General features: G+C 66.8%; 17 protein-coding genes and 1 riboswitch. Of the genes, 13 read left to right on the top strand and 4 right to left on the bottom strand.

Annotated elements, in window-relative coordinates:
• Positions 1 to 50 precede the first annotated feature (50 nt).
• From RCAP_RS10510 to RCAP_RS10485, 6 genes are all read left to right on the top strand, one after another.
• The gene (locus tag RCAP_RS10510; RefSeq protein WP_013067831.1) at positions 51 to 446 is read left to right on the top strand and encodes a response regulator transcription factor; all 396 of its coding nucleotides are present in this window, start codon (positions 51 to 53) and stop codon (positions 444 to 446) included.
• Positions 446 to 2,560, top strand: a complete 2,115-nt coding sequence (locus RCAP_RS10505; protein ID WP_013067830.1) for a 3'-5' exonuclease — start codon at positions 446 to 448, stop codon at positions 2,558 to 2,560. The genes RCAP_RS10510 and RCAP_RS10505 overlap by 1 nt, the downstream gene beginning before the upstream one ends.
• Positions 2,561 to 2,634: 74 nt before the next feature.
• The gene (locus RCAP_RS10500; RefSeq protein ID WP_013067829.1) at positions 2,635 to 3,711 is read left to right on the top strand and encodes an ABC transporter ATP-binding protein; all 1,077 of its coding nucleotides are present in this window, start codon (positions 2,635 to 2,637) and stop codon (positions 3,709 to 3,711) included.
• 376 nt (positions 3,712 to 4,087) lie between these two features.
• Positions 4,088 to 4,963, top strand: a complete 876-nt coding sequence (locus RCAP_RS10495) for a class I SAM-dependent methyltransferase (protein ID WP_023911565.1) — start codon at positions 4,088 to 4,090, stop codon at positions 4,961 to 4,963.
• 21 nt (positions 4,964 to 4,984) lie between these two features.
• The gene (locus RCAP_RS10490; protein ID WP_013067827.1) at positions 4,985 to 5,632 is read left to right on the top strand and encodes a CatB-related O-acetyltransferase; all 648 of its coding nucleotides are present in this window, start codon (positions 4,985 to 4,987) and stop codon (positions 5,630 to 5,632) included.
• A 420-nt stretch (positions 5,633 to 6,052) separates the two neighbouring features.
• A complete protein-coding gene (locus RCAP_RS10485; protein ID WP_013067826.1) occupies positions 6,053 to 7,969 on the top strand; it encodes a methyl-accepting chemotaxis protein in 1,917 nt (638 codons plus the stop codon).
• Positions 7,970 to 8,032: 63 nt separating this feature from the next.
• On the opposite strand, the gene RCAP_RS10480 is transcribed toward RCAP_RS10485, so the two are convergent.
• Both RCAP_RS10480 and RCAP_RS10475 read right to left on the bottom strand, forming a co-directional pair.
• On the bottom strand, positions 8,033 to 8,800 hold the full coding sequence (locus RCAP_RS10480; RefSeq protein WP_023911562.1) for an ABC transporter ATP-binding protein: 768 nt from the start codon (positions 8,798 to 8,800) through the stop codon (positions 8,033 to 8,035).
• Between the two features lie 203 nt (positions 8,801 to 9,003).
• Positions 9,004 to 9,220, bottom strand: a riboswitch (cobalamin riboswitch).
• A gap of 102 nt (positions 9,221 to 9,322) precedes the next feature.
• Entirely contained in the window at positions 9,323 to 9,751 is a 429-nt protein-coding gene (locus RCAP_RS10475; protein WP_013067824.1) for an Lrp/AsnC family transcriptional regulator, read from the bottom strand.
• Between the two features lie 118 nt (positions 9,752 to 9,869).
• On the opposite strand from RCAP_RS10475, the gene rocF reads away from it, so the two are divergent.
• Both rocF and RCAP_RS10465 read left to right on the top strand, forming a co-directional pair.
• Positions 9,870 to 10,799, top strand: a complete 930-nt coding sequence (gene rocF, locus RCAP_RS10470; RefSeq protein ID WP_013067823.1) for an arginase — start codon at positions 9,870 to 9,872, stop codon at positions 10,797 to 10,799.
• The gene (locus tag RCAP_RS10465) at positions 10,799 to 11,848 is read left to right on the top strand and encodes an ornithine cyclodeaminase (protein WP_031321306.1); all 1,050 of its coding nucleotides are present in this window, start codon (positions 10,799 to 10,801) and stop codon (positions 11,846 to 11,848) included. The genes rocF and RCAP_RS10465 overlap by 1 nt, the downstream gene beginning before the upstream one ends.
• A gap of 63 nt (positions 11,849 to 11,911) precedes the next feature.
• On the opposite strand, the gene RCAP_RS10460 is transcribed toward RCAP_RS10465, so the two are convergent.
• A complete protein-coding gene (locus RCAP_RS10460; RefSeq protein ID WP_013067821.1) occupies positions 11,912 to 12,331 on the bottom strand; it encodes a VOC family protein in 420 nt (139 codons plus the stop codon).
• Between the two features lie 298 nt (positions 12,332 to 12,629).
• On the opposite strand from RCAP_RS10460, the gene RCAP_RS10455 reads away from it, so the two are divergent.
• The 5 genes from RCAP_RS10455 to RCAP_RS10435 all read left to right on the top strand — a co-directional run bounded on the left by RCAP_RS10455 (position 12,630) and on the right by RCAP_RS10435 (position 17,938).
• Positions 12,630 to 12,986: a hypothetical protein gene (locus RCAP_RS10455; RefSeq protein WP_013067820.1), complete on the top strand. Its 357-nt coding sequence runs from the start codon at positions 12,630 to 12,632 to the stop codon at positions 12,984 to 12,986.
• A 37-nt stretch (positions 12,987 to 13,023) separates the two neighbouring features.
• Positions 13,024 to 14,499, top strand: a complete 1,476-nt coding sequence (locus RCAP_RS10450) for a multicopper oxidase family protein (protein ID WP_013067819.1) — start codon at positions 13,024 to 13,026, stop codon at positions 14,497 to 14,499.
• A 13-nt stretch (positions 14,500 to 14,512) separates the two neighbouring features.
• Entirely contained in the window at positions 14,513 to 14,983 is a 471-nt protein-coding gene (locus tag RCAP_RS10445; protein ID WP_013067818.1) for a DUF411 domain-containing protein, read from the top strand.
• 547 nt (positions 14,984 to 15,530) lie between these two features.
• Positions 15,531 to 16,292 carry a hypothetical protein gene (locus RCAP_RS10440; protein ID WP_013067817.1) on the top strand — a complete coding sequence of 254 codons (762 nt, stop codon included), beginning with the start codon at positions 15,531 to 15,533 and terminating at the stop codon, positions 16,290 to 16,292.
• A complete protein-coding gene (locus RCAP_RS10435) occupies positions 16,292 to 17,938 on the top strand; it encodes a hypothetical protein (protein WP_013067816.1) in 1,647 nt (548 codons plus the stop codon). Before RCAP_RS10440 ends, RCAP_RS10435 begins: the two co-directional genes overlap by 1 nt.
• 43 nt (positions 17,939 to 17,981) lie before the next feature.
• Here the strand turns inward: RCAP_RS10435 and RCAP_RS20055 are convergent, their stop codons facing one another.
• Positions 17,982 to 18,116 (bottom strand): hypothetical protein, encoded by a 135-nt coding sequence (locus tag RCAP_RS20055; RefSeq protein ID WP_023911561.1) that lies wholly within the window; start codon positions 18,114 to 18,116, stop codon positions 17,982 to 17,984.
• Positions 18,117 to 18,174 lie beyond the last annotated feature (58 nt).

The following is an 18,174-nucleotide window of genomic DNA, read 5'->3' as shown; positions in this document are numbered from 1 at the left end:
AGCGGGCGGAGAGGCGGCGGGCAGAGATGGCCCCCGCGCGGGAGGACGGAATGACCGGGGAAAGCGGCGGCAGGCCGCGCGTGCTGATCGTCGAGGACGAGGACAACATCGCCATTGCGCTTGATTATCTTCTGGGCCGCGAGGGGCTGGATCATGCGCGGCTGGCCACCGGGCTGGGCGCGGTCGAGCGCATCCGCGCCGAGCGCCCCGATCTGGTGCTGCTCGACGTGATGCTGCCCGAGGTCTCGGGCTACGAGATCTGCCAGCAGGTCCGGGCCGATGGCGCGCTGGCCGGGGTGCGGATCGTGATGATGACGGCGCGCGGCTCGGCGCTGGAGCGGCGCAAGGCGCTGGCGCTTGGCGCCGACGGGTTCATCGCCAAACCCTTCGAGCTGAAGGAGCTGCGCGACGAATTGCACCGGCTGCTGGACCCGGAGGGGGCGTGATGGGGCTGGCCCGGCTCAGCCTGCGCCTCCGGATCTTCCTGTTCTTCGCCGCGCTGGCGATGGGCAATCTTGCGGCGCTGGTCGCGGGGCTGGTCTTCGGCTTTCACAAGCTCGCCCGGCCCGAGGCGCTTTCGGGCTTCGTGATCGGCGGCACCGTGGCGGGGCTGGTCATCCTGGGCCTGATCGGGGTGGTCTGGGCGCTGTTCGACGCCAATCTGGCGCGGCCGATCGAGCGGCTGGCGGGCTCGATCCGGGCGCGCACCCAGACCGCGGTCGACAGCGCGCTGGATGAAAGCGCGGGGCGCTATCTGGGCGATCTGGCCCCGGCGGCGGCGGCGATCGCGCAGCATCTGAACGAGACCCGCTCGGCGCTGACCGAGGCGGTGCAGCGCGAGACCACCCGGCTTGCCCGCGAAAAGGACCGGCTGGAGACGCTGCTGTCGGACGTGCCGGTGGGGGTGCTTTTGTGCACCGCCGATCATGCCCTGGTCTTTTACAACGGTCAGGCGGTCGATCTGCTGGGCGGGGCGCATGCGCCGGGGCTCGACCGGCGGGTCTTCGACTATCTGCACCCGGCGCCGATCCGCCATGCCCATGCGCGGCTTCTGGCGACGGCCGATCCCGATGCCGCCTCGGATCTTCTGTGCGCGACGGTGGCCGATGGCCGCACGCTCGCCGCGCGGATGCGGCTGATCTCGGAGGGGGAGGATCATCAGGTGCGGCGCCTGGCGGGCTATGTGCTGACCTTGCGCGATGTCTCGGCCGATCTGCGCGCCCATGCCGGGCGCGAGGCGCTGATGGACGAGCTGTTCGACCGCATCCGCCGTCCGGCCGCGGCGCTGCAATCGCTGATGGGCGTGCTGATCGCCGAGGACGGGCCCGCCGATCCGCAGGCCCGCGCGCAGCTGCGCGAGGCCGCCCGGGCCGAGGCGGGCCATCTTGCGCAGGCGATCCACAGCCTGCACGACCGCCACGAGGCGATGCGGGCCGACTGGTGGCCGCTTGCGATGATCCGCGCCTCGGATTTCGGCGCCGCCGTGCAGGCCCGCGTCGCGGCCGAGGGGGCGGGCGATCTGCTGCCGGTGACCGCGGCCCTGCTGCTGCGGCTGGAGGGCTTCGAGATGGTGGCGCTGATCGCGCATCTGGTGCGCCGTCTGGGCCCGGGCCGGGCCGAGAAGCGGCTGGAGGTGCTTGAAGACGGCGCGGGGGCGCTGATCGCGCTCGAATGGCGCGGCGCGGCGGTGGCGATTGCCGATCTGGAGCTGTGGCTCTCCGAGCCGCTGGATGTGGGCCAGGCCGAGGTGACCGGGCGGCGGGTGCTCTCGGTCCATGCGACCGATCTGTGGCCCGAGCGGCTGCACGAGGGGCGGCACCGGCTCTGCCTGCCGCTGCGCGAGGCACGCCGGATCGGCCCGGATCCCCATCCGGTGCCCCGTCCGGTGCCGCGCCAGGTGGTCTATGACTTTGATCTGCTGGGGCGGGGCGGCGAAAGCGCGCTGGCCGAAACCCCGCTCGACAAGCTGACCTTCGTCGTCTTCGACACCGAGACGACGGGGCTCTTTCCCACCGGCGGCGACGAGATCGTGCAGATCGCGGCGGTGCGGATCGTCAACGGGCGGCGGGTGGCGGGCGAGGTCTTTGACACGCTCGTGAACCCGGGGCGGCCGATCCCGGCGGCCTCGACGGCGGTTCACGGCATCACCGAGGCGATGGTGGCAACCGCGCCCGCGATCGCCGAGGTCGGGCGGCGGTTCCACAAATTCGCCGAGGGCGCGGTGCTGGTCGCCCATAACGCGCCCTTCGATCTGGAATTCCTGCGCCGCAAGGAATTGCTGATCGGCAAGAATTTCGACAATCCGGTGCTCGACACGGTGCTTTTGTCGGCGGTGGTCTTCGGCGCCGCCGAGGGCCACAGCCTGGACGCGCTGACGCATCGGCTGGGCATCACCATCCCCGAGGAAGCCCGCCACACCGCGCTTGGCGACACGGTCGCCACGGCCGAGGCCTTCCTGCGCCTGCTGCCCGCCCTCAAGGCCCGCGGCCTGACCACCTTCGGCGCCGTCCTCACCGAAGTCCGAAAACACGGCCGCCTCATGCGCGACATGAACGCCTGAACCGGGGCGCTCAGCAGGCGGCAAATCCGCTGGTGCGGGATGGATTTTTGGCCGCGGTTGCCTAGATTGGGCCGATGACACCTGCGCCCTTGCCCGCCGCTTCCTGGCTTCGTCTTGATCGCGTCAGCCGCCGTTTCGGTGCGGTGACGGCGCTTGCGGAGATTTCCTTCAACCTTGGTCAGGGCGAAATCCTGTGTCTGCTGGGCGCGTCGGGCTGCGGCAAGTCCACGCTGCTGCGCCTGATCGCCGGGGTCGAGCGCCCGGACAGCGGCGAGATCGTGCTGGCGGGGCGGGTGCTGGCGGGGCCGGGGCGGTTCGTCGACCCCGAGGCGCGCGGCATCGGCTTCATGTTTCAGGATTACGCGCTGTTTCCGCATCTGAGCGTGGCGGAAAACGTGGCCTTCGGCCTGCGCGGGGCGCCCTCTGCGGAGCTGAAGGCCCGGGTGGCCGAGGTTCTGGCGGTGGCGGGGGTAAGCGCTTTGGCGGACCGCTATCCGCACCAGCTTTCGGGCGGGGAAAGCCAGCGCGTGGCGCTGGCGCGGGCGCTGGCGCCGAGGCCCGGGCTTTTGCTGATGGACGAGCCGTTTTCCAACCTGGATCAGGGGCTGCGCGACAGCGTCCGGGCCGAGACGCTGGCGCTGTTGCGCCAGATCGGGGTGGCGGCGATCCTTGTCACCCATGACCCGGCCGAGGCGCTGGCGGTGGCCGATCATCTGGCCGTGATGCAGGCGGGCAAGATCGAGGCTTTGGCCGATCCGCGCAGCCTTTATCACGCGCCGCCAACGCTTTACGCCGCGCGCTTTCTCGGTCCGGGCAGCACCCTGCCGGGGCAGGTGGCGGGCGGCGCGCTGGTGACGCCGCTGGGCCGGTTTGCCGCCCCGGGGCTGGCCGAGGGGCAGGCGGCGGTGGCCTTCTTTCGCCCGCAGGCGCTTGCGCTTTGCGATCCGGCCGCGGGGGCCCCGGCGCGGATCGAACGGGCCGAATTTCTGGGCGCGCAGGAGCGGCTGGTCCTGCGGCTTGAGGCGGGCGGGGTGGAGCTGCGGCTTGACCTGCCCTCAACCCGGCAGCCGCGCCCCCCGGGGCGGGTCGGTCTGCGGCTTGACCCGGGGGCGGTGCAGGTCTTTGCCGCCGCGCCGGAGACGGCGTCCTGACGCCGTTTCCGGCCGGGCACATCGGCGCAAGCCATTGCGCTTGAAGAAGATCATGCCGTGCAAGACCGCCGGTCATCCCCCCTGGAAAAAGCAGAGTTTCGGATATGTCATTCAAGCGGCGCTTTGCCCGCAGGGACGCGCGTCAATCAGAGCGTCCTGCGTCGCCTTTAACTTGCCCAAAGGGCTGAGATAACAAGTTCCGAACAAAACGAATCACCCCGGGCGGATTGCGCCGGGTCAAAGGGGAATCACGCCCGCAATCTACGGTAGACCCCGCAATAATAAAAGTCTTGTTCTGCGGGTGGAATTCGGGGAGTTTTCGACAAGAGACAGATCTCTTGCAGGCGTCGATTTTATTCGAGGGGCTGGACAGGAAATGATTGATCCCAATTTGCTGAATGACGGCGATATCCGCGGACTTGTCGCCCGTGCCGAGGAAGCCGCAAAACATGAGTCTCGCCTCAATATTCTTTTTCAGGACATTCCCCTCGAGGTTTACGGCCTTTTGCAGTTTGTCGGCCGTCCTGCCGGGCGACTTGGCGAGCTGCTGCCCCGGACACCGGCGGAAGCCGAGCAAATCAAATGGACCGGAACCCACGGGTCGCAAATGGTGACCGTCGCCTCCGGCTACATCAAATCCTTGCTGGCCCATGCCTCCTTTCTCAGCGGCAAGCCCGCCACCGAGATGATGTTCCTTGACCATGGCTGCGGCTGGGGGCGCATTCCGCGCTTTCTGTCCCGCTTCCTTGCGGCCGAACAGATCTACGGCTTCGATCCGATGGCGGAATCGATCGCCATCTGCGCGCGTGACAAGGTTCCGGGCACCTTCCGCCAATGCGACCCCTATCCCGACTCGCTTCCCGCCGATCCCGGCCAGAAATTCGACCTGATCAATGTCTTCAGCGTTTTCACCCACCTCAATGAAGCCTATCAATTCAAGGTGCTCGAGACGCTGCGCGACTATATTGCCCCCAAGGGCGTTCTGGCCGCGACCATCCGCCGCGATATCTTCTGGCAGGGGCCGCGCTTTGATGCCGCCACGCGTGAAACCATGATCCGGAAACACCGCAGCGAAGGGTTTGCCCATCTTGTCGGGGGCAATCTTGGAACCAAGGACAAGTCGGCCTTCTTCGGAGAAACTTCGACCAGCATCGCATATGTCCGCGACCGCTGGAAGGGCTGGACCCTTGTGGCCACGGATATCAGCGTCGCGCAACCGGGTCAGATCGTGCTTTTCCTGCAGCGCAGCTGATCGTGAACCAAAACCGCAGTCATGTCCGAGTTTTCCATGAACGAACCCTTTGAACCCATTGAACGTCACCACCCGCGGATGCCGCCGACCACCGCCTTCGGCCTGAAACCTCTGATCGATCGCGGGTTTCGGATTTCTGTCGGCGCCTACAGCTACGGAACGCCCGCGTTGAAATGGAACGAGGCTGAAAAGACCGCCCATTCCGTCGAGATCGGCGCCTTTTGTTCCATCGCCGCCGAGGTGTCGATTTATGTCGGCACGCAGGGCATTCATCCGCTTGATTTTGTCTCGACCTATCCGATGCGCATGGTCTTCGGGCCCGTGGCGGGGGCGGAACGCCCGGCGGGATATGAACGCGACCTGAGCGTCGTGATCGGCTCGGATGTCTGGATCGGCCGGGACACGATCATCCAGGCGGGGGTCCGGATCGGTCACGGCGCGGTCATCGGCACGCGCGCTCTGGTCACGTCGGATATCGAGCCCTACACGATCGCCGCCGGCATTCCCGCCAAGCCGCTGCGCAAGCGATTTACCGACGAGCAGATCGCCCGCTTTCTGGCGCTGAAATGGTGGACCTGGGAAGAGGAACGGATACGAAAGGTGCTGCGCCAGTTTGCGACGCGCGACATCGACTGGGCGCTGGATGCGTTGGAGGCCGTCGCGCCGTAACGGCTGCAGGACGAGCTGGCCCGGCCCGAAGCCATCGCTGCGCGGCAAAGGCAACGGCCCGAAGGGCGGGGCCGGATCGCGCAAATTCGACTTGTTTTTTTTCGAATATGACGCTGCGTCACACCGCCGATTTGATGCCGATCACAGGGCTTTCGGCGGGAATCGCCCGCGGCGCTAAACCGGTTGTTTTCTTTCCCGCGGCAGACTCACCTCGGTTGAACAGTTCGACTCGAGGGGTGAGATGACAGACCGCAACCGCGTGCCGCCCAGATCCTGCGGGATCTCTCCTGGCGGGCAAGGCGCCCGTGACGGGCGCAAATCCGGCATCGCGGCGGGGGCTGGCATTAGGACCCGGGCCCGCGATCTTTCTTGCAGGCCTGCGCCGGGTGGACTGAATTGCTTTTGAAAGGACCAAGAAACATGCGACTTTGGGGAATCTCGGCGCGTATCTATGCCATTGTGGCGCTTGCCTCTTTCTCGCTTCTCGTTTTGTCCGAGACGCTGCTGCATTTCGCGGTCGGGAACGCCTACGAAATGCGCCAGCAGCATCTGAGCGATGTCACGGACACCGCGGTCAGCATTCTGGCAGAGTTGCAAAAGCAGGTCGAAGCGGGCGAAATGGATCTGGCCGCCGCAAAGGCCGAGGGCGCGAAACGGATTTCCGGGTTGCGGTTTGACGACTCGGGCTATTTCTTCGTCATCGACCACAGCGCGACCGTGCAGGCGCATCCGGTCAAACCCGATTGGGTCGGCACTTCGAAGATCGACCTGACCGACCCGCAAGGCACGAAGATCTATCAGGAAATGATCGCCCTCGCCGAGTCCGAGGGCGCCGGGTCGATCCGCTACATGTTCCAAAAGCCCGACACCGACACGCCCGAAGAAAAGATCGGTTTCGTGCGCGATTTCACCCCCTGGGGCTGGATCGTCGGCACGGGGTCCTATGTCAGCGACATCGCGGCGGCGCTCGTGCATCTGCGGCAGGTCAGCTTCATCTCGATGGGGCTGGTGGCGCTGGTGCTGGTGGCGGCGGCGACCGGTCTTGCGCGCAGTGTCACCAAACCTCTGGCGCAGGTGCATGGCCGGATGGAGCGGATGACCGCGGGCGATGCCGAAAGTGCGGTGCCCTGCACCGATCTGCGCAGCGAAGTGGGCGACATGGCCAAGGCGATCGAGGTGTTCCGGATCTCGCTGCATGAAAAGGCGCAGATGGAAGAGCAGCGCAAGGCGCAGGAAGCCGCGCTGGCCAGGGCGCAATCCGAAGCGCGCGAGCGCGAGGAAGCCATGCGCCTGCGCGAGGCCGAGCTGGAACGCGAGCGTCTTCAGGAGGAGGCGCGGCGCCTGACCGAACGCGAAGAGCAGCGCCGCCGCGAAGAGGCCGCGCGTGAAGCGCAGATGGCCGAGCAAAACCATGTGGTCGGCACGCTTGCCGCGGGCCTGCGCGCGATGTCTGCGGGCGATCTGACCGGGCGGATCACCCAGTCCTTCCCCGAGTCCTATGAAAACCTGCGGCATGATTTCAACGCCGCGCTGGCGAAGATGTCGGGGCTGATCGCCTCGATCGTGCGGGCGACCGATGTGGTGGAACTGGAAACGCGCCATCTCAGCTCGGCGTCAAGCGAGCTTGGACGGCGCACCGAGATGCAGGCGGCCTCGCTCGAGGAAACCGCGGCGGCGATGAACGAGATGGCCTCGTCGGTGGAAAATTCGGTCGCCGGGGCGCGGACCGCGGCGCAGGCGGTCAGCCGGACCCGGACCACCACGGCAACGGGGCGCGATGTGGTGCGTCAGACCGCGCAGGCGATGGACGACATTGCCCGCAGCTCGGAACAGATCTCGCGCATCACCAGCGTCATCGACGACATCGCCTTCCAGACCAACCTGCTTGCGCTGAATGCGGGCGTCGAGGCCGCGCGGGCGGGGGAGAGCGGGCGCGGCTTTGCCGTCGTCGCCTCGGAGGTGCGGGCGCTGGCGCAGCGGTCTTCGGAAGCGGCGCGGGAAATCGCGACCTTGATCGATACCTCGTCGCGGCAGGTGGCCTCGGGGGTGGAGCTGGCCTCGCGCTCGGATACGGCGCTGGAACAGATCGAAACCCTTGTCACCGAACTGGACGGGCTTCTGGTCAGCATCGCCAATGCCGCGACCGAGCAATCGGCGGGGATCAGCGAGGTCACCGCGGCGGTGAACCAGCTCGATCAGGTCACCCAGCACAATGCCGCGATGTTCGAGGAAAATTCGGCCGCGACGCAGGGGCTTTTGAACGAGGCGCGCAGCCTCAAGGAGCTCAGCGGCGTGTTCCGGGTCGAGGACGAGGCGGCGCAGAGCCGGGCGGCCTGAGGCGGAACCGGCCGGGGCCGTCAGGCACAGGCGGCACGCATCCGGGGGGGCCTTTCGGAAGGCTCACAGATGGCAGGCAAAGCAGGGGCGGGCGCCGCTGCGGTCGATCCGGGCCTGCACCCGGAAGGCGCGGGCCAGAACCGTCTCGGTCAGGGCGGTGTCGGGCGGGCCATCGGCCAGAAGCCGCCCCTCGTGCAGCACCAGCACCCGGTCGGCAAAATCGGCGGCAAGCGTCAGGTCGTGCAGCGCCGTGATCACCGTCAGCCCGAGCCCCTTGAGCAGGGCCAGCAGGTCCAGCCGGGAACGGATGTCGAGAGGGGGCGTCGGCTCGTCAAGCACGATCACCCGGGGTTCCTGCGCCAGCGCGCGCGCGATCATCACGCGCTGCCGTTCGCCCCCCGACAGCGTGGCAAAGGGGCGGCTCGCCAGCGCCGTCAGCTCAAGCCGGTCGAGCGCCGCCTGAACAAGCGTCGCATCGGCGCCGTCGGGCGTGGCCAGCCCCGCGCCCCAGCCGCGCCGATGCGGCAACCGCCCCAGCGCGACGATCTGCCGGACCGTCAGGCCGAATTCGCCCGGCTGTTCCTGCAGCACCGCGGCCAGCACGCGGGCGGCCTCGGGCGCGCTCATCAGCCACAGATCGCGCCCCAGCAGCCGCACCGTGCCGCGATTGGGCGCGATCTGGCGGCAGATCAGCCGCAACAGCGCGGTTTTCCCCGCCCCCTTCGCGCCGCAGATCGCGAGACTCTGCCCCTCGGGCACGGCAAAGGAAATATCCGACAGAAGGTCCGGCTGCCCCTTTGGCCCCCAGAACACCCCGGAGAGATCGACCATGGTCACGGCTTCGTCCTTTCGCAAAGGGGAGGGGGGCCGTGTCGGGGCGGCGAGGGCCGGGCCGTCGCGCAAGCCCGCCCCGGCCCGGCCCCGCGGCCCGGAGCCGGGGGCGGCACCGGCGGCGCCCCGACATGCTGCGGCCCGGCCAAAGGCCGCCGCTTGCGCTGATCCATCGCATGCTCCTTCCGGGACACCCCGCCCGGCGGTTGATGACGCTGATGGCAGGTCTCCTGACTTGCGGGTCGTGGCTTCCCCACCTTCCCGGCCCCGCGGTCGGGGCCAGTGGTTGCCGGGGGGTGCTCGCCGCTTACAGTTGCGGGGGCAGTTACGGATTTGGCGGCTGATGCCTACACCACACCGTATTCCCTTTTCACCCGGCCGCGCGTGGCTTGGCCGGGAACCATCTGCCGCGAAGGTGCCCGCGAAGATCCCCGCCGTCAAGGCGCATTGCGACCGGCCTGCCGGGATCGGGGCCGTCTTCCCCCGCGGCGGCCGCCCCGCGGGCCCGGCCGGTGCCGCGGGTCAGGCCGCCACATGGGCGAGCAGCAGGCAGCTTTGGCTGTTGATCACCCCCGGAATTTCGCGGATCGCGCGCAGCACCCGGTCGAAATCGACCAGCGAGCCGGTGCGGATTTCCACCACCAGATCCCAGGCGCCGTTGGTGGCATGCACGGTGCTGACCTCGGGCAGGCCGGTCAGGGTCCGGATCACCTGCCGCGAGAGCTTGCCCTGCAATTCCACCAGTGTGATCGCGCGCACTTCGCCCTCGACATCCACATCGGTCTCGATGGTGAAGCGCCGGATCCGGCCCTCGGCCAGCAGGGTATCGAGCCGCAGCTTGGCCGTGGTGCGCGAGACCTGCGCGGCATGGGCCAGTTCGGTGATGCTCATCCGCGCATTCCGGCGCAGCGCGGCGATGATCCGCCGGTCGGTGGCGCTGAGGTCGGTCATCTGGTCATATTGTCCATATGGCTGGTCAGGATGAGCAGATAAAATACCAAGGTGATCAGAATGGCCAGCGAAACCTGCAACGAGGTTTGCGAGCCTTTCGCCTCTACAGGAGCAAAAGATGACGCGAAGCAGTATCATTCTCGGGGCGCCGATCCAGAGCGGCACCCACCAGCCGGGTTGCGTGATGGGACCGGCCAGCCTGCGCACGGCGGGGTTGATCGCCAGCCTGACGGCGCTGGGATGGCGGATCGAGGATCAGGGCGATCTGTCGATCGGTCCGCAGGCGGCGGTGGCCCATGCCAATCCCGCGGTGCATCATCTGGCCGAGACCCGCGCCTGGATCGCGCTTCTGGCCGCGCGCGCCGAGGCGGCCGCGGCGCAAAGCGATCTGCCGGTGTTTCTGGGCGGCGATCATTCCATGTCGGCGGGCACGATGGCGGGGGTTGCCGCCCATGCCGCGCGGCTGGGCCGTCCGCTCTTCGTGCTCTGGCTTGACGCGCATCCCGATCTGCATTCGCTTGATACCACCGAAAGCGGCAATCTGCATGGCACGCCCGTCGCCTATGCCTGCGGCCTTGGCGATTTCGCCGCCTATCCGCCGCTGGCCCATGCGATCGACCCGTCGCGGCTGTGCATGATGGGCATTCGTTCGGTCGATCCGGCCGAGCATCGCCGCATTCTCGAGCACGGGATCGAGGTGCATGACATGCGCGCCATCGACGAGACCGGCGTCGTCGCGCCGCTGCGGGCCTTCATCGACCGGGTCAAGGCGGCGAACGGGCTGCTGCATGTCAGCTTCGATGTCGATTTCCTTGACCCGGGCATCGCCCCCGCGGTGGGCACCACCGTGCCGGGCGGCGCCACCTTCCGCGAGGCGCATCTGATCATGGAATATCTGTGCGATGCCGGGGTTGTCACCTCGCTCGATCTGGTCGAGCTGAACCCGTTTCTGGACGAGCGCGGCCGCACCGCTTCGCTGATCTGCGACCTGGCCGCCAGCCTGTTCGGCCGCCGCGTGCTGGACCGTCAGACCCGGAGCTTCGCATGATGCTGCGCCCACAACCCTCGCAGCGGGCCTTCGTGCCCTTCGTCTCGGTCGAGAACATGATGCGTCTTGTGCATGCGATCGGCGTCGAACGGTTCATCGCCGATCTGGCGGGCCATATCGAGGCCGATTTCCGCCGCTGGCCCGAATTCGACAAGACCCCCCGCGTGGCTAGCCATTCGCGCGATGGCGTGATCGAACTGATGCCGACCGCCGATGCGGAAAGCTACGGGTTCAAATATGTGAACGGCCATCCGGGCAACATGCGCGCGGGCTATCAGACGGTCACCGCCTTTGGCGTGCTTTCTTCGGTCAGCACGGGTTATCCGCTGCTTTTGACCGAAATGACGCTGCTGACGGCGCTGCGCACTGCTGCCACCTCGGCGCTGGTGGGGCGGTATCTTGCGCCCGAGGGGGCGCAGGTGATGGCGCTGATCGGCAACGGCGCGCAATGCGAGTTTCAGGCGTTGGCGTTCCGGGCGCTGTGCGGCATCAACCGACTGCGGCTCTACGACATCGACCCGCGGGCAACCGAAAAGGCCCTGCGCAACCTGCGCGCGCAGGGGTTCGAGGTGACCGCCTGCGCCTCGACCCAGACGGCCGTCGAAGGCGCGCAGATCCTCACCACCTGCACCGCCGACAAGCAATTCGCGACGATCCTGACCGACAACATGGTGGGGGCCGGGGTGCATCTCAACGCGATCGGCGGCGATTGTCCGGGCAAGACGGAACTGCATCCCGACATCCTGAAGCGCGCGGATATCTTTGTCGAATATCCGCCGCAAACCCGGATCGAGGGCGAGATCCAGCAGCTGGACCCCGACCATCCGGTGATCGAGCTGTGGCAGGTGATGCGCGGAGAGGTGCCGGGGCGGCGCGATGCGCGCCAGATCACGCTCTTCGATTCCGTCGGCTTCGCGATCGAGGATTTCTCGGCGCTGCGTTTCGTGCATGAGCGCATCCGGGGCACGGATTTCTTCGCGCCGCTCGACATGCTGGCCGACCCCGATGACCCGCGCGACCTGTTCGGCATGCTCGACCGGGCGCGCTGAGCCGGAAGCGGGCAGGGCCGCAGCCCGGTTCCGCGCCGCTCTCGGATGCCTGACCAACCTGGCCTAGAAGGCGATGGTGACCGAGGGGGCGCTGCGCTGCGCCGCGCCCTGATAGACCGCCTCGATGTTGTTGCCATCCGGGTCCAGCACGAAGGCGGCATAATATCCCGGATGATAGGCCCGGAGGCCGGGGGCGCCATTGTCGCGCCCGCCATGCGCCAGGGCGGCGCGGTAGAACGCGTCAACGGTTTCGCGATCCTGCGCCTGAAAGGCCAGATGGTGCCGCCCCGTCAACGCGCCCGAAGCGGCCGGGCTGTCGGCCGAAGACACGACAAGCTCGTCGGCGATGAAATAGCCGTTCTCCGTGCTCAGAACCGGGATCCCCAGGACGGACATCACCGCCGTGTAAAAGCTCTCGCTTGTGGGCAGGTCGCGCACCACAAGCTGAATATGATCGATCAGGCGGCCACGGTGCAGTTGCATTGCTGTGCATCCCTTTCAGTGCAGGCTGGGGCGAAGCTAGGCACAATTCGGCAGGATCGGTAAGGGCTGGACCACCCCTGCGACGTTTCGGTCCGGGGCCAGCTTCGGGGACCCAGCGGAGGCAAGCGCAACGGCGGCGGGAAGCCTTGCCCGCATTCGCCCCGGTCAGCACCAGCGCGAGATCCGGGGCTGACCGTGATGCCGCGGCGTCATGGCTGAAGGGAACCGGGATTGCCGCAACGCATCGCTCCTGAAATCGTCACCTGACAACGGCCCCGCCCCGTGCCATGCTCCTCCCATGCGGATTCTGTGCGCCCTGCTTCGCCTCAGCCTGATCGTCGTCTTTCTGGCGGCGCTTGGCGCGGTTGCGCCCGTGGTCGCCGCGCCGGAGGCCTGTCCGCATCCCGGCGCCGATTGCGCGCAGGGCAGGGGCGCGGGCCATCATGCGATGGTCCCCGATGCGAAACCGTCGCCCAAGACCACCACCTTCGCGCCGGAAGGCTGCCTGCAGCATTGTCTGGGCGCCTCGCTGACGCCCGAACCGATGCAGCCCGCCGCAAGGGCAGAGCGCATCTCGCGCCTTGTTCCGCCTGCGGTTCCGTTGCGGCTGGCGCTGCTTTCCCCCGAACCGGAGGGGCCGCCGCCCCGCCTCTGATCTTCGCCACGTTCCCATTCTTGAACCGGAGATCATCATGACTCAGCTTTCCCGCCGCGGCTTTCTGGCCGCTTCTGCGGCCTTTGCCGCGCTCCCCCTTGTGCCTGCCCGCGCCCGGGCGGCGGCCGACAGCTTTTCGCTCACCGCCACGACGCGGGTGATCGAGGTGAATGGCCGCGCCGCCACGGTGATGGGCCTTTTGGATGCGCAGGGCCGGTCCGGCCTGCGCCTTGATCCGGGCCAGCGCTTCCGCACCGATCTGACGAATGCCCTCGACATCGAGACCATCGTGCATTGGCACGGCCAGATCCCGCCCAATGCCCAGGATGGCGTGCCGAACACCAACCCGATGCTGAAACCGGGCCAGACCCGCAGCTTCGATTTCGAGGCCCGCCCGGGCACGTTCTGGATGCACAGCCACATCCCCGATCAGGAAATCGGTCTTCTGGCCGCGCCCCTGATCGTGCGCCGCCCCGAAGAGCTGGCCGAGGACCGGCAGGAGGTGGTGATGCTCTTGCATGATTTCGCCTTTGCGACCCCGCAGGAAGTGCTCGAGACGGTCAGTGGCGGCACGGCGATGGATCACGGCGCCATGGACCATTCCGCCACGCCCATGCAGGGCATGGACGGCATGGCGGACATGATGTCGCTTCCCGGCATGGCCGAGATGCACGCCGCGATGGAGGGCGGCCTCTCGATGGATCTGAACGATTACGAATTCGACGCCTATCTGGCGAACGACCGGACGCTCGCCGATCCCGAGGTGGTGAGGGTCGAAAACGGCGGCCGGTTGCGGCTGCGGGTGATCGACGGGGCGTCGATGACGGCCTTCTGGATCGACACCGGCGCGGCTGCGGCACGGCTTGTCGCGGTCGATGGCAACCCGGTGGTGCCGCTGCCCGGCAGGCGGTTTGCGATCTCGCCCGGCCAGCGGCTCGACATCGAGATCGACTTGGTCGAAGACGGCACTGCCGTGCCGATCCTTGCGCTGCGTGAAGGCACGCGCGAGCGTACCGGGCTGATCCTGGCGCCGAAAGGGGCCGCGGTGCCGAAACTCGCGGATGTCTCTGACGAGCCGCATCCGGCAGTCTCGGGGGACATGGCGCAGGAGATGGCGCTGCGCGCCGTCACGCCGCTCGCCCCCCGGCCTGCCACGGCGCAGCCGATGGTGATGCTGACGGGGTCGATGCTGCCCTATCAATGGACGATCGACGGGCGCAGCTGGGATAACCGCCGTCCGATCGGGGCGAAATCGGGCGAGCGGGTCGAGATGATGTTTCACAACATGTCGATGATGGCGCATCCGATGCATCTGCACGGCCATGTCTTTCAGGTGATCGCGGTGAACGGCACCCGCATCGCGGGGGCGCTGCGCGACACCGTTTCGGTGCCGCCGATGGGCAGCGTGACGGTGGCGCTGGATGCGGGGGAAGCCGCGCCCTGGATGCTGCATTGTCACCACATGGGCCATCTTGCGACCGGCATGATGACCGAATTCGTCGTCAGCGCCTGAGGGGGAAACGAATATGACCAAGCATGACCTGTCCCGCCGCACCGTTCTGGCCCTTGTCGCCGGGTGCCTTGCCAGCGCACCGCTGCGCGCCGCCGCGCCAGTGGCGATCACTGTCGTCAAGGACCCCGATTGCGGCTGCTGCGAGGCCTGGATCGATATTCTGCGCGCCGACGGCTTTGCCGTGACGACACAGGTGATCGACTATGACGCGCTGCAGGCGCTCAAGGGGCAAAGCGGCATCCCCGAGCCGATGCGCTCGTGTCACACCGCCCGGGTCGAGGGCTATGTGATCGAGGGCCACGTTCCCCCCGCCGACATCCGTCGCCTGCTGGCCGAGCGCCCCGCGGCGCTGGGGCTGGCGGTGCCGGGCATGCCGCTTGGCGCCCCCGGCATGGGCCCCGAGGATCAACGCGAGGCCTATGACGTGCATCTGATCACGGCGGACGGGCAAACCCGGATCTTTGCCCACTACGACGCGGCCTGAACGCGACCGTGACTGCGGCGCCCTGCGGGTGTGACATTCCTGCGGGGCGCCCGATCCTGCGGGCAGGAGGAGACCTGGTGCGCGCGACGATCGAACGGCCCGGTCCGGGCGAAGCGGCGCGCGTCCGGCCGCGGATCGCGCGTTGTCCTCTGGCGGACCGGCGGGGGGGAGCGCGGACGTATCCGGCCCAAAGCAGACGGTCGGACTCGGCGAATGCTGCGTGGCCGCATTCCCGAATGCCGCCGTTTGCCTTGCTCCGTCGCAAATACCCGGCAAGCAGATCAGTTGGGCGGGAAAAGCTGGCGGTCAGCGACGATGAGGGTCCGATCGCGGTCCGTCACCAGTCTGGCGGCCTAAGGTTAGAACTGAAGGCTATACTTCCGTCTCGTCATTCTGTCTCTCCAGTTCCTTGATTACGGACCTATATCCGTGTCGACAGAACCGGCAGCAGGCCAAAGAGACTATTGCGCCGAATTTGCTCGCGCGTAAGCTGCATTGTAAGATCTCCCAATGACCGGGCCTTGGGAGCAATTGGGTCATTGGTTGAATGAGAAACCTTTCCATCTCCTTGGCGACATCTCTCCTTTCGGGGCTTCTGCTTTACCTCTGGCGCTTAAGTTACGCCTTTTCGGACCTGGCAGTCCTTTGGCTTCTGCTACTGGCCGCAATGATCTTCTTGGGGAACTGGTCGCTGGTAATCGATCACTGGCTGGCCGAACGCGCGATCGTGCTGAAGCCAGAGTCCTGGCTGTCGCGCTGGTTGTCCGGGCGGATCCTGGCCTTCTTCTCATCGACCTTGCTGGTGGGGGCGCTGGTTCCCTTCCTGGCTTGGCAGGTGTTGAACATGTCGGCGGCCGAGGCAGCCATTCTGCTCGGGCTGGTGTACTCGAGCGCCTGGCTGTTTCTCTGGGCAAGGGGGGGCGTCGGTGGCCATTTCATGCCGCCGTTCGACCGGATACTTACCCTGGGGTCCAGTGCCTGGCTGGTCGGTCTCCCTTTCGCCATCGTCCTGTTCCTTGTTTCCTGGCGGACGACGAGCGTTCCCCTTTCGATGCTCGATGCCACGTTTTCCGAGGCGGTGCAGTCGGGGTTTGATGCGCTTCCGGAAAGGCCGGGCTGGATCGCCGAGGTCCTGGCCTTCTGCTATGCGGTCAAGGCGGCGAAGCTGTGGCTAGTGGTGCAGTTGCGCGACTATCCGCTGGTTGCTCTGGTGTTCAACCTCGATGCGGCATTGTTCGGGTTCCTTGTCGCGCGGGCGGGCGTGGTTGTCACCAATTTCATAGACACGCATTACGATAGAGAGGCATAATGGACACGAACCCGAAAGACCCAGCTCAAGCTTCCGGCAGGCCGGCCGCGAAGCGGCTGAAGGCGTCGCACTGGTTCTGGGGAACCATCGCGGTCCTTCTGATGATCACGCTGGCACTGCACTTCGCGGCCCGCTTGCAACTGGGAAAGCAGCGCGCCGAGGGTGAAGGCGAGGCCGCCAGCCAGACCGCCGCCGAAGCCGAAGCCAAGGCGACGCAGGTGGAACACTGGTTTGCCATGGCGGGGAAGGAAGCAGCCAAGGTCCGGGCCGAGATCGACCCGATGCTGGATAAGGCCTATGCGCCGGTCTATGCGGGGATCCCGGCCTATATGGATTTCCACTATTCGCTGAAGGGCGAATGGCTGGAACTGGGCGCGGCGGCAATCGGGGAGATATCCTCCGGTCTGGACAAGTACATGTTCGCCGGCTTGGACAAGCGGTTGGACTCGGTTGCGGCGGATCTGGGCCGGGAATTCGATCAAAGATACTTAGGCGTGGTGGACAGGGCGATGGCAGGACTGCCGGGTGGAGCCGAGGCACTCGGGCCGGTGGTCGCCGGGGCGCTGAAGGACAGCAAGAGTCGGATCACGAAGACAGGGGGCATGGTGGCGCTGGAAGCGGTTGCGCTGAAGGGCATGACCAAGGTTTTCGCCACGAAACTGGGCGTCAAGCTGGCGGCGAAAGTGGCGGCCAAGACCGGGACGAAATGGGCGGCCACGTTGGTCGGCGGCGGGACCGGTGCGGCCGTCTGTTCCTGGACCGGTCCTGGGGCGGCGGCCTGCGGCCTGATCGGGGCGGGGATCGCTTGGGTCGGCACGGATGTCGCCATGATCAAGCTAGAGGATTACCTCAAGCGCGACGATTTCGAGAAGGAACTGCGCGCCCTGATCGATGAGCACAAGGCAGAGACCCGTAAGGTGCTGGAAGCGATGCTGGCCGAGCGGGGGAAGGAGCGTGGCAGCGCGGCGAAGGTCGCGGTGGGGGAGGTCGCGCTGTCCGAATTGGCGGATGCTGACAGGCAACTCGCCTGCAAGACCGCCGGGTCGCTGCTGGTGCACTACACCGGGATGCGGGACAACCTTCAGGCACGGTCTCCGGCACAGGTTGCGGCATTGGAGCAAGGGTTGCGGGCGCAAGCTCGGGACCACCTGCTGGCCCCATGGGTCGAAGGGATGGAACAGGCGATCCCCGCCGATCCGGACCAACTGCGTCCCCAGGTCGTGGGGAGCATTACCGTGACGGTGGAGGTTCCCCCGGGGCTGCGCGAAGAGCAGGAAGCTTGGGGTAAACTGACGCTGGGAACGGAGGAGATCGTCTTCGACTGGGCCGCGGCGAACACCGCGGGCGGATATGTGCTGCACGCCGGTGCCGGAGAGGCCACCCGGATTGCACCCTCGGTGCGCGTCGCTCTGGAACTTGTCCAGGATCGCGGCTGGAAGCATCGGAATCGGACTTTCACCGGCTCGGCATCGATCAATGTCTTCTCGACCTTGGCAGAGGGATCCGGCCTTGCGCCCAGGGTGGAAATCCGCTTACCGACGAAGCCGGAGGGCGACAACACTGCGGGGCCGACTGCGATCATTGCCCTGTCCCTGTCCGGGGTGATGTTGCCTGAGCGGGCCTTGCCGGATTTCTGTACGCCCTGAATCTCGACGCAGAGCTTACTGCCGACAATCCAGCATGAGAGCATCAGGCCGTTTGTGGCGTCGGCGTCAGCTTGGTCAGCTGGCCCATCATGATGAAACGCAGGTCGTCGGCCCTTGCCGACTGGTCGAGAATGGGTTTATGCGGCGGTGCGGCTTCCTCACAGCGGTCGGCTAGCATTCAGCGCAGCAAAATCTTGGGCGAATGTCGCTGATGCGGGACGGAGCTGTCGTTGGAA

Origin of the sequence: Rhodobacter capsulatus SB 1003, assembly GCF_000021865.1 — a bacterium.
Taxonomy (GTDB): Bacteria; Pseudomonadota; Alphaproteobacteria; order Rhodobacterales; family Rhodobacteraceae; genus Rhodobacter; species Rhodobacter capsulatus_B.
Note: the sequence above shows the minus strand (reverse complement) of the source record. Positions and strands in the feature narration are given on the sequence as shown.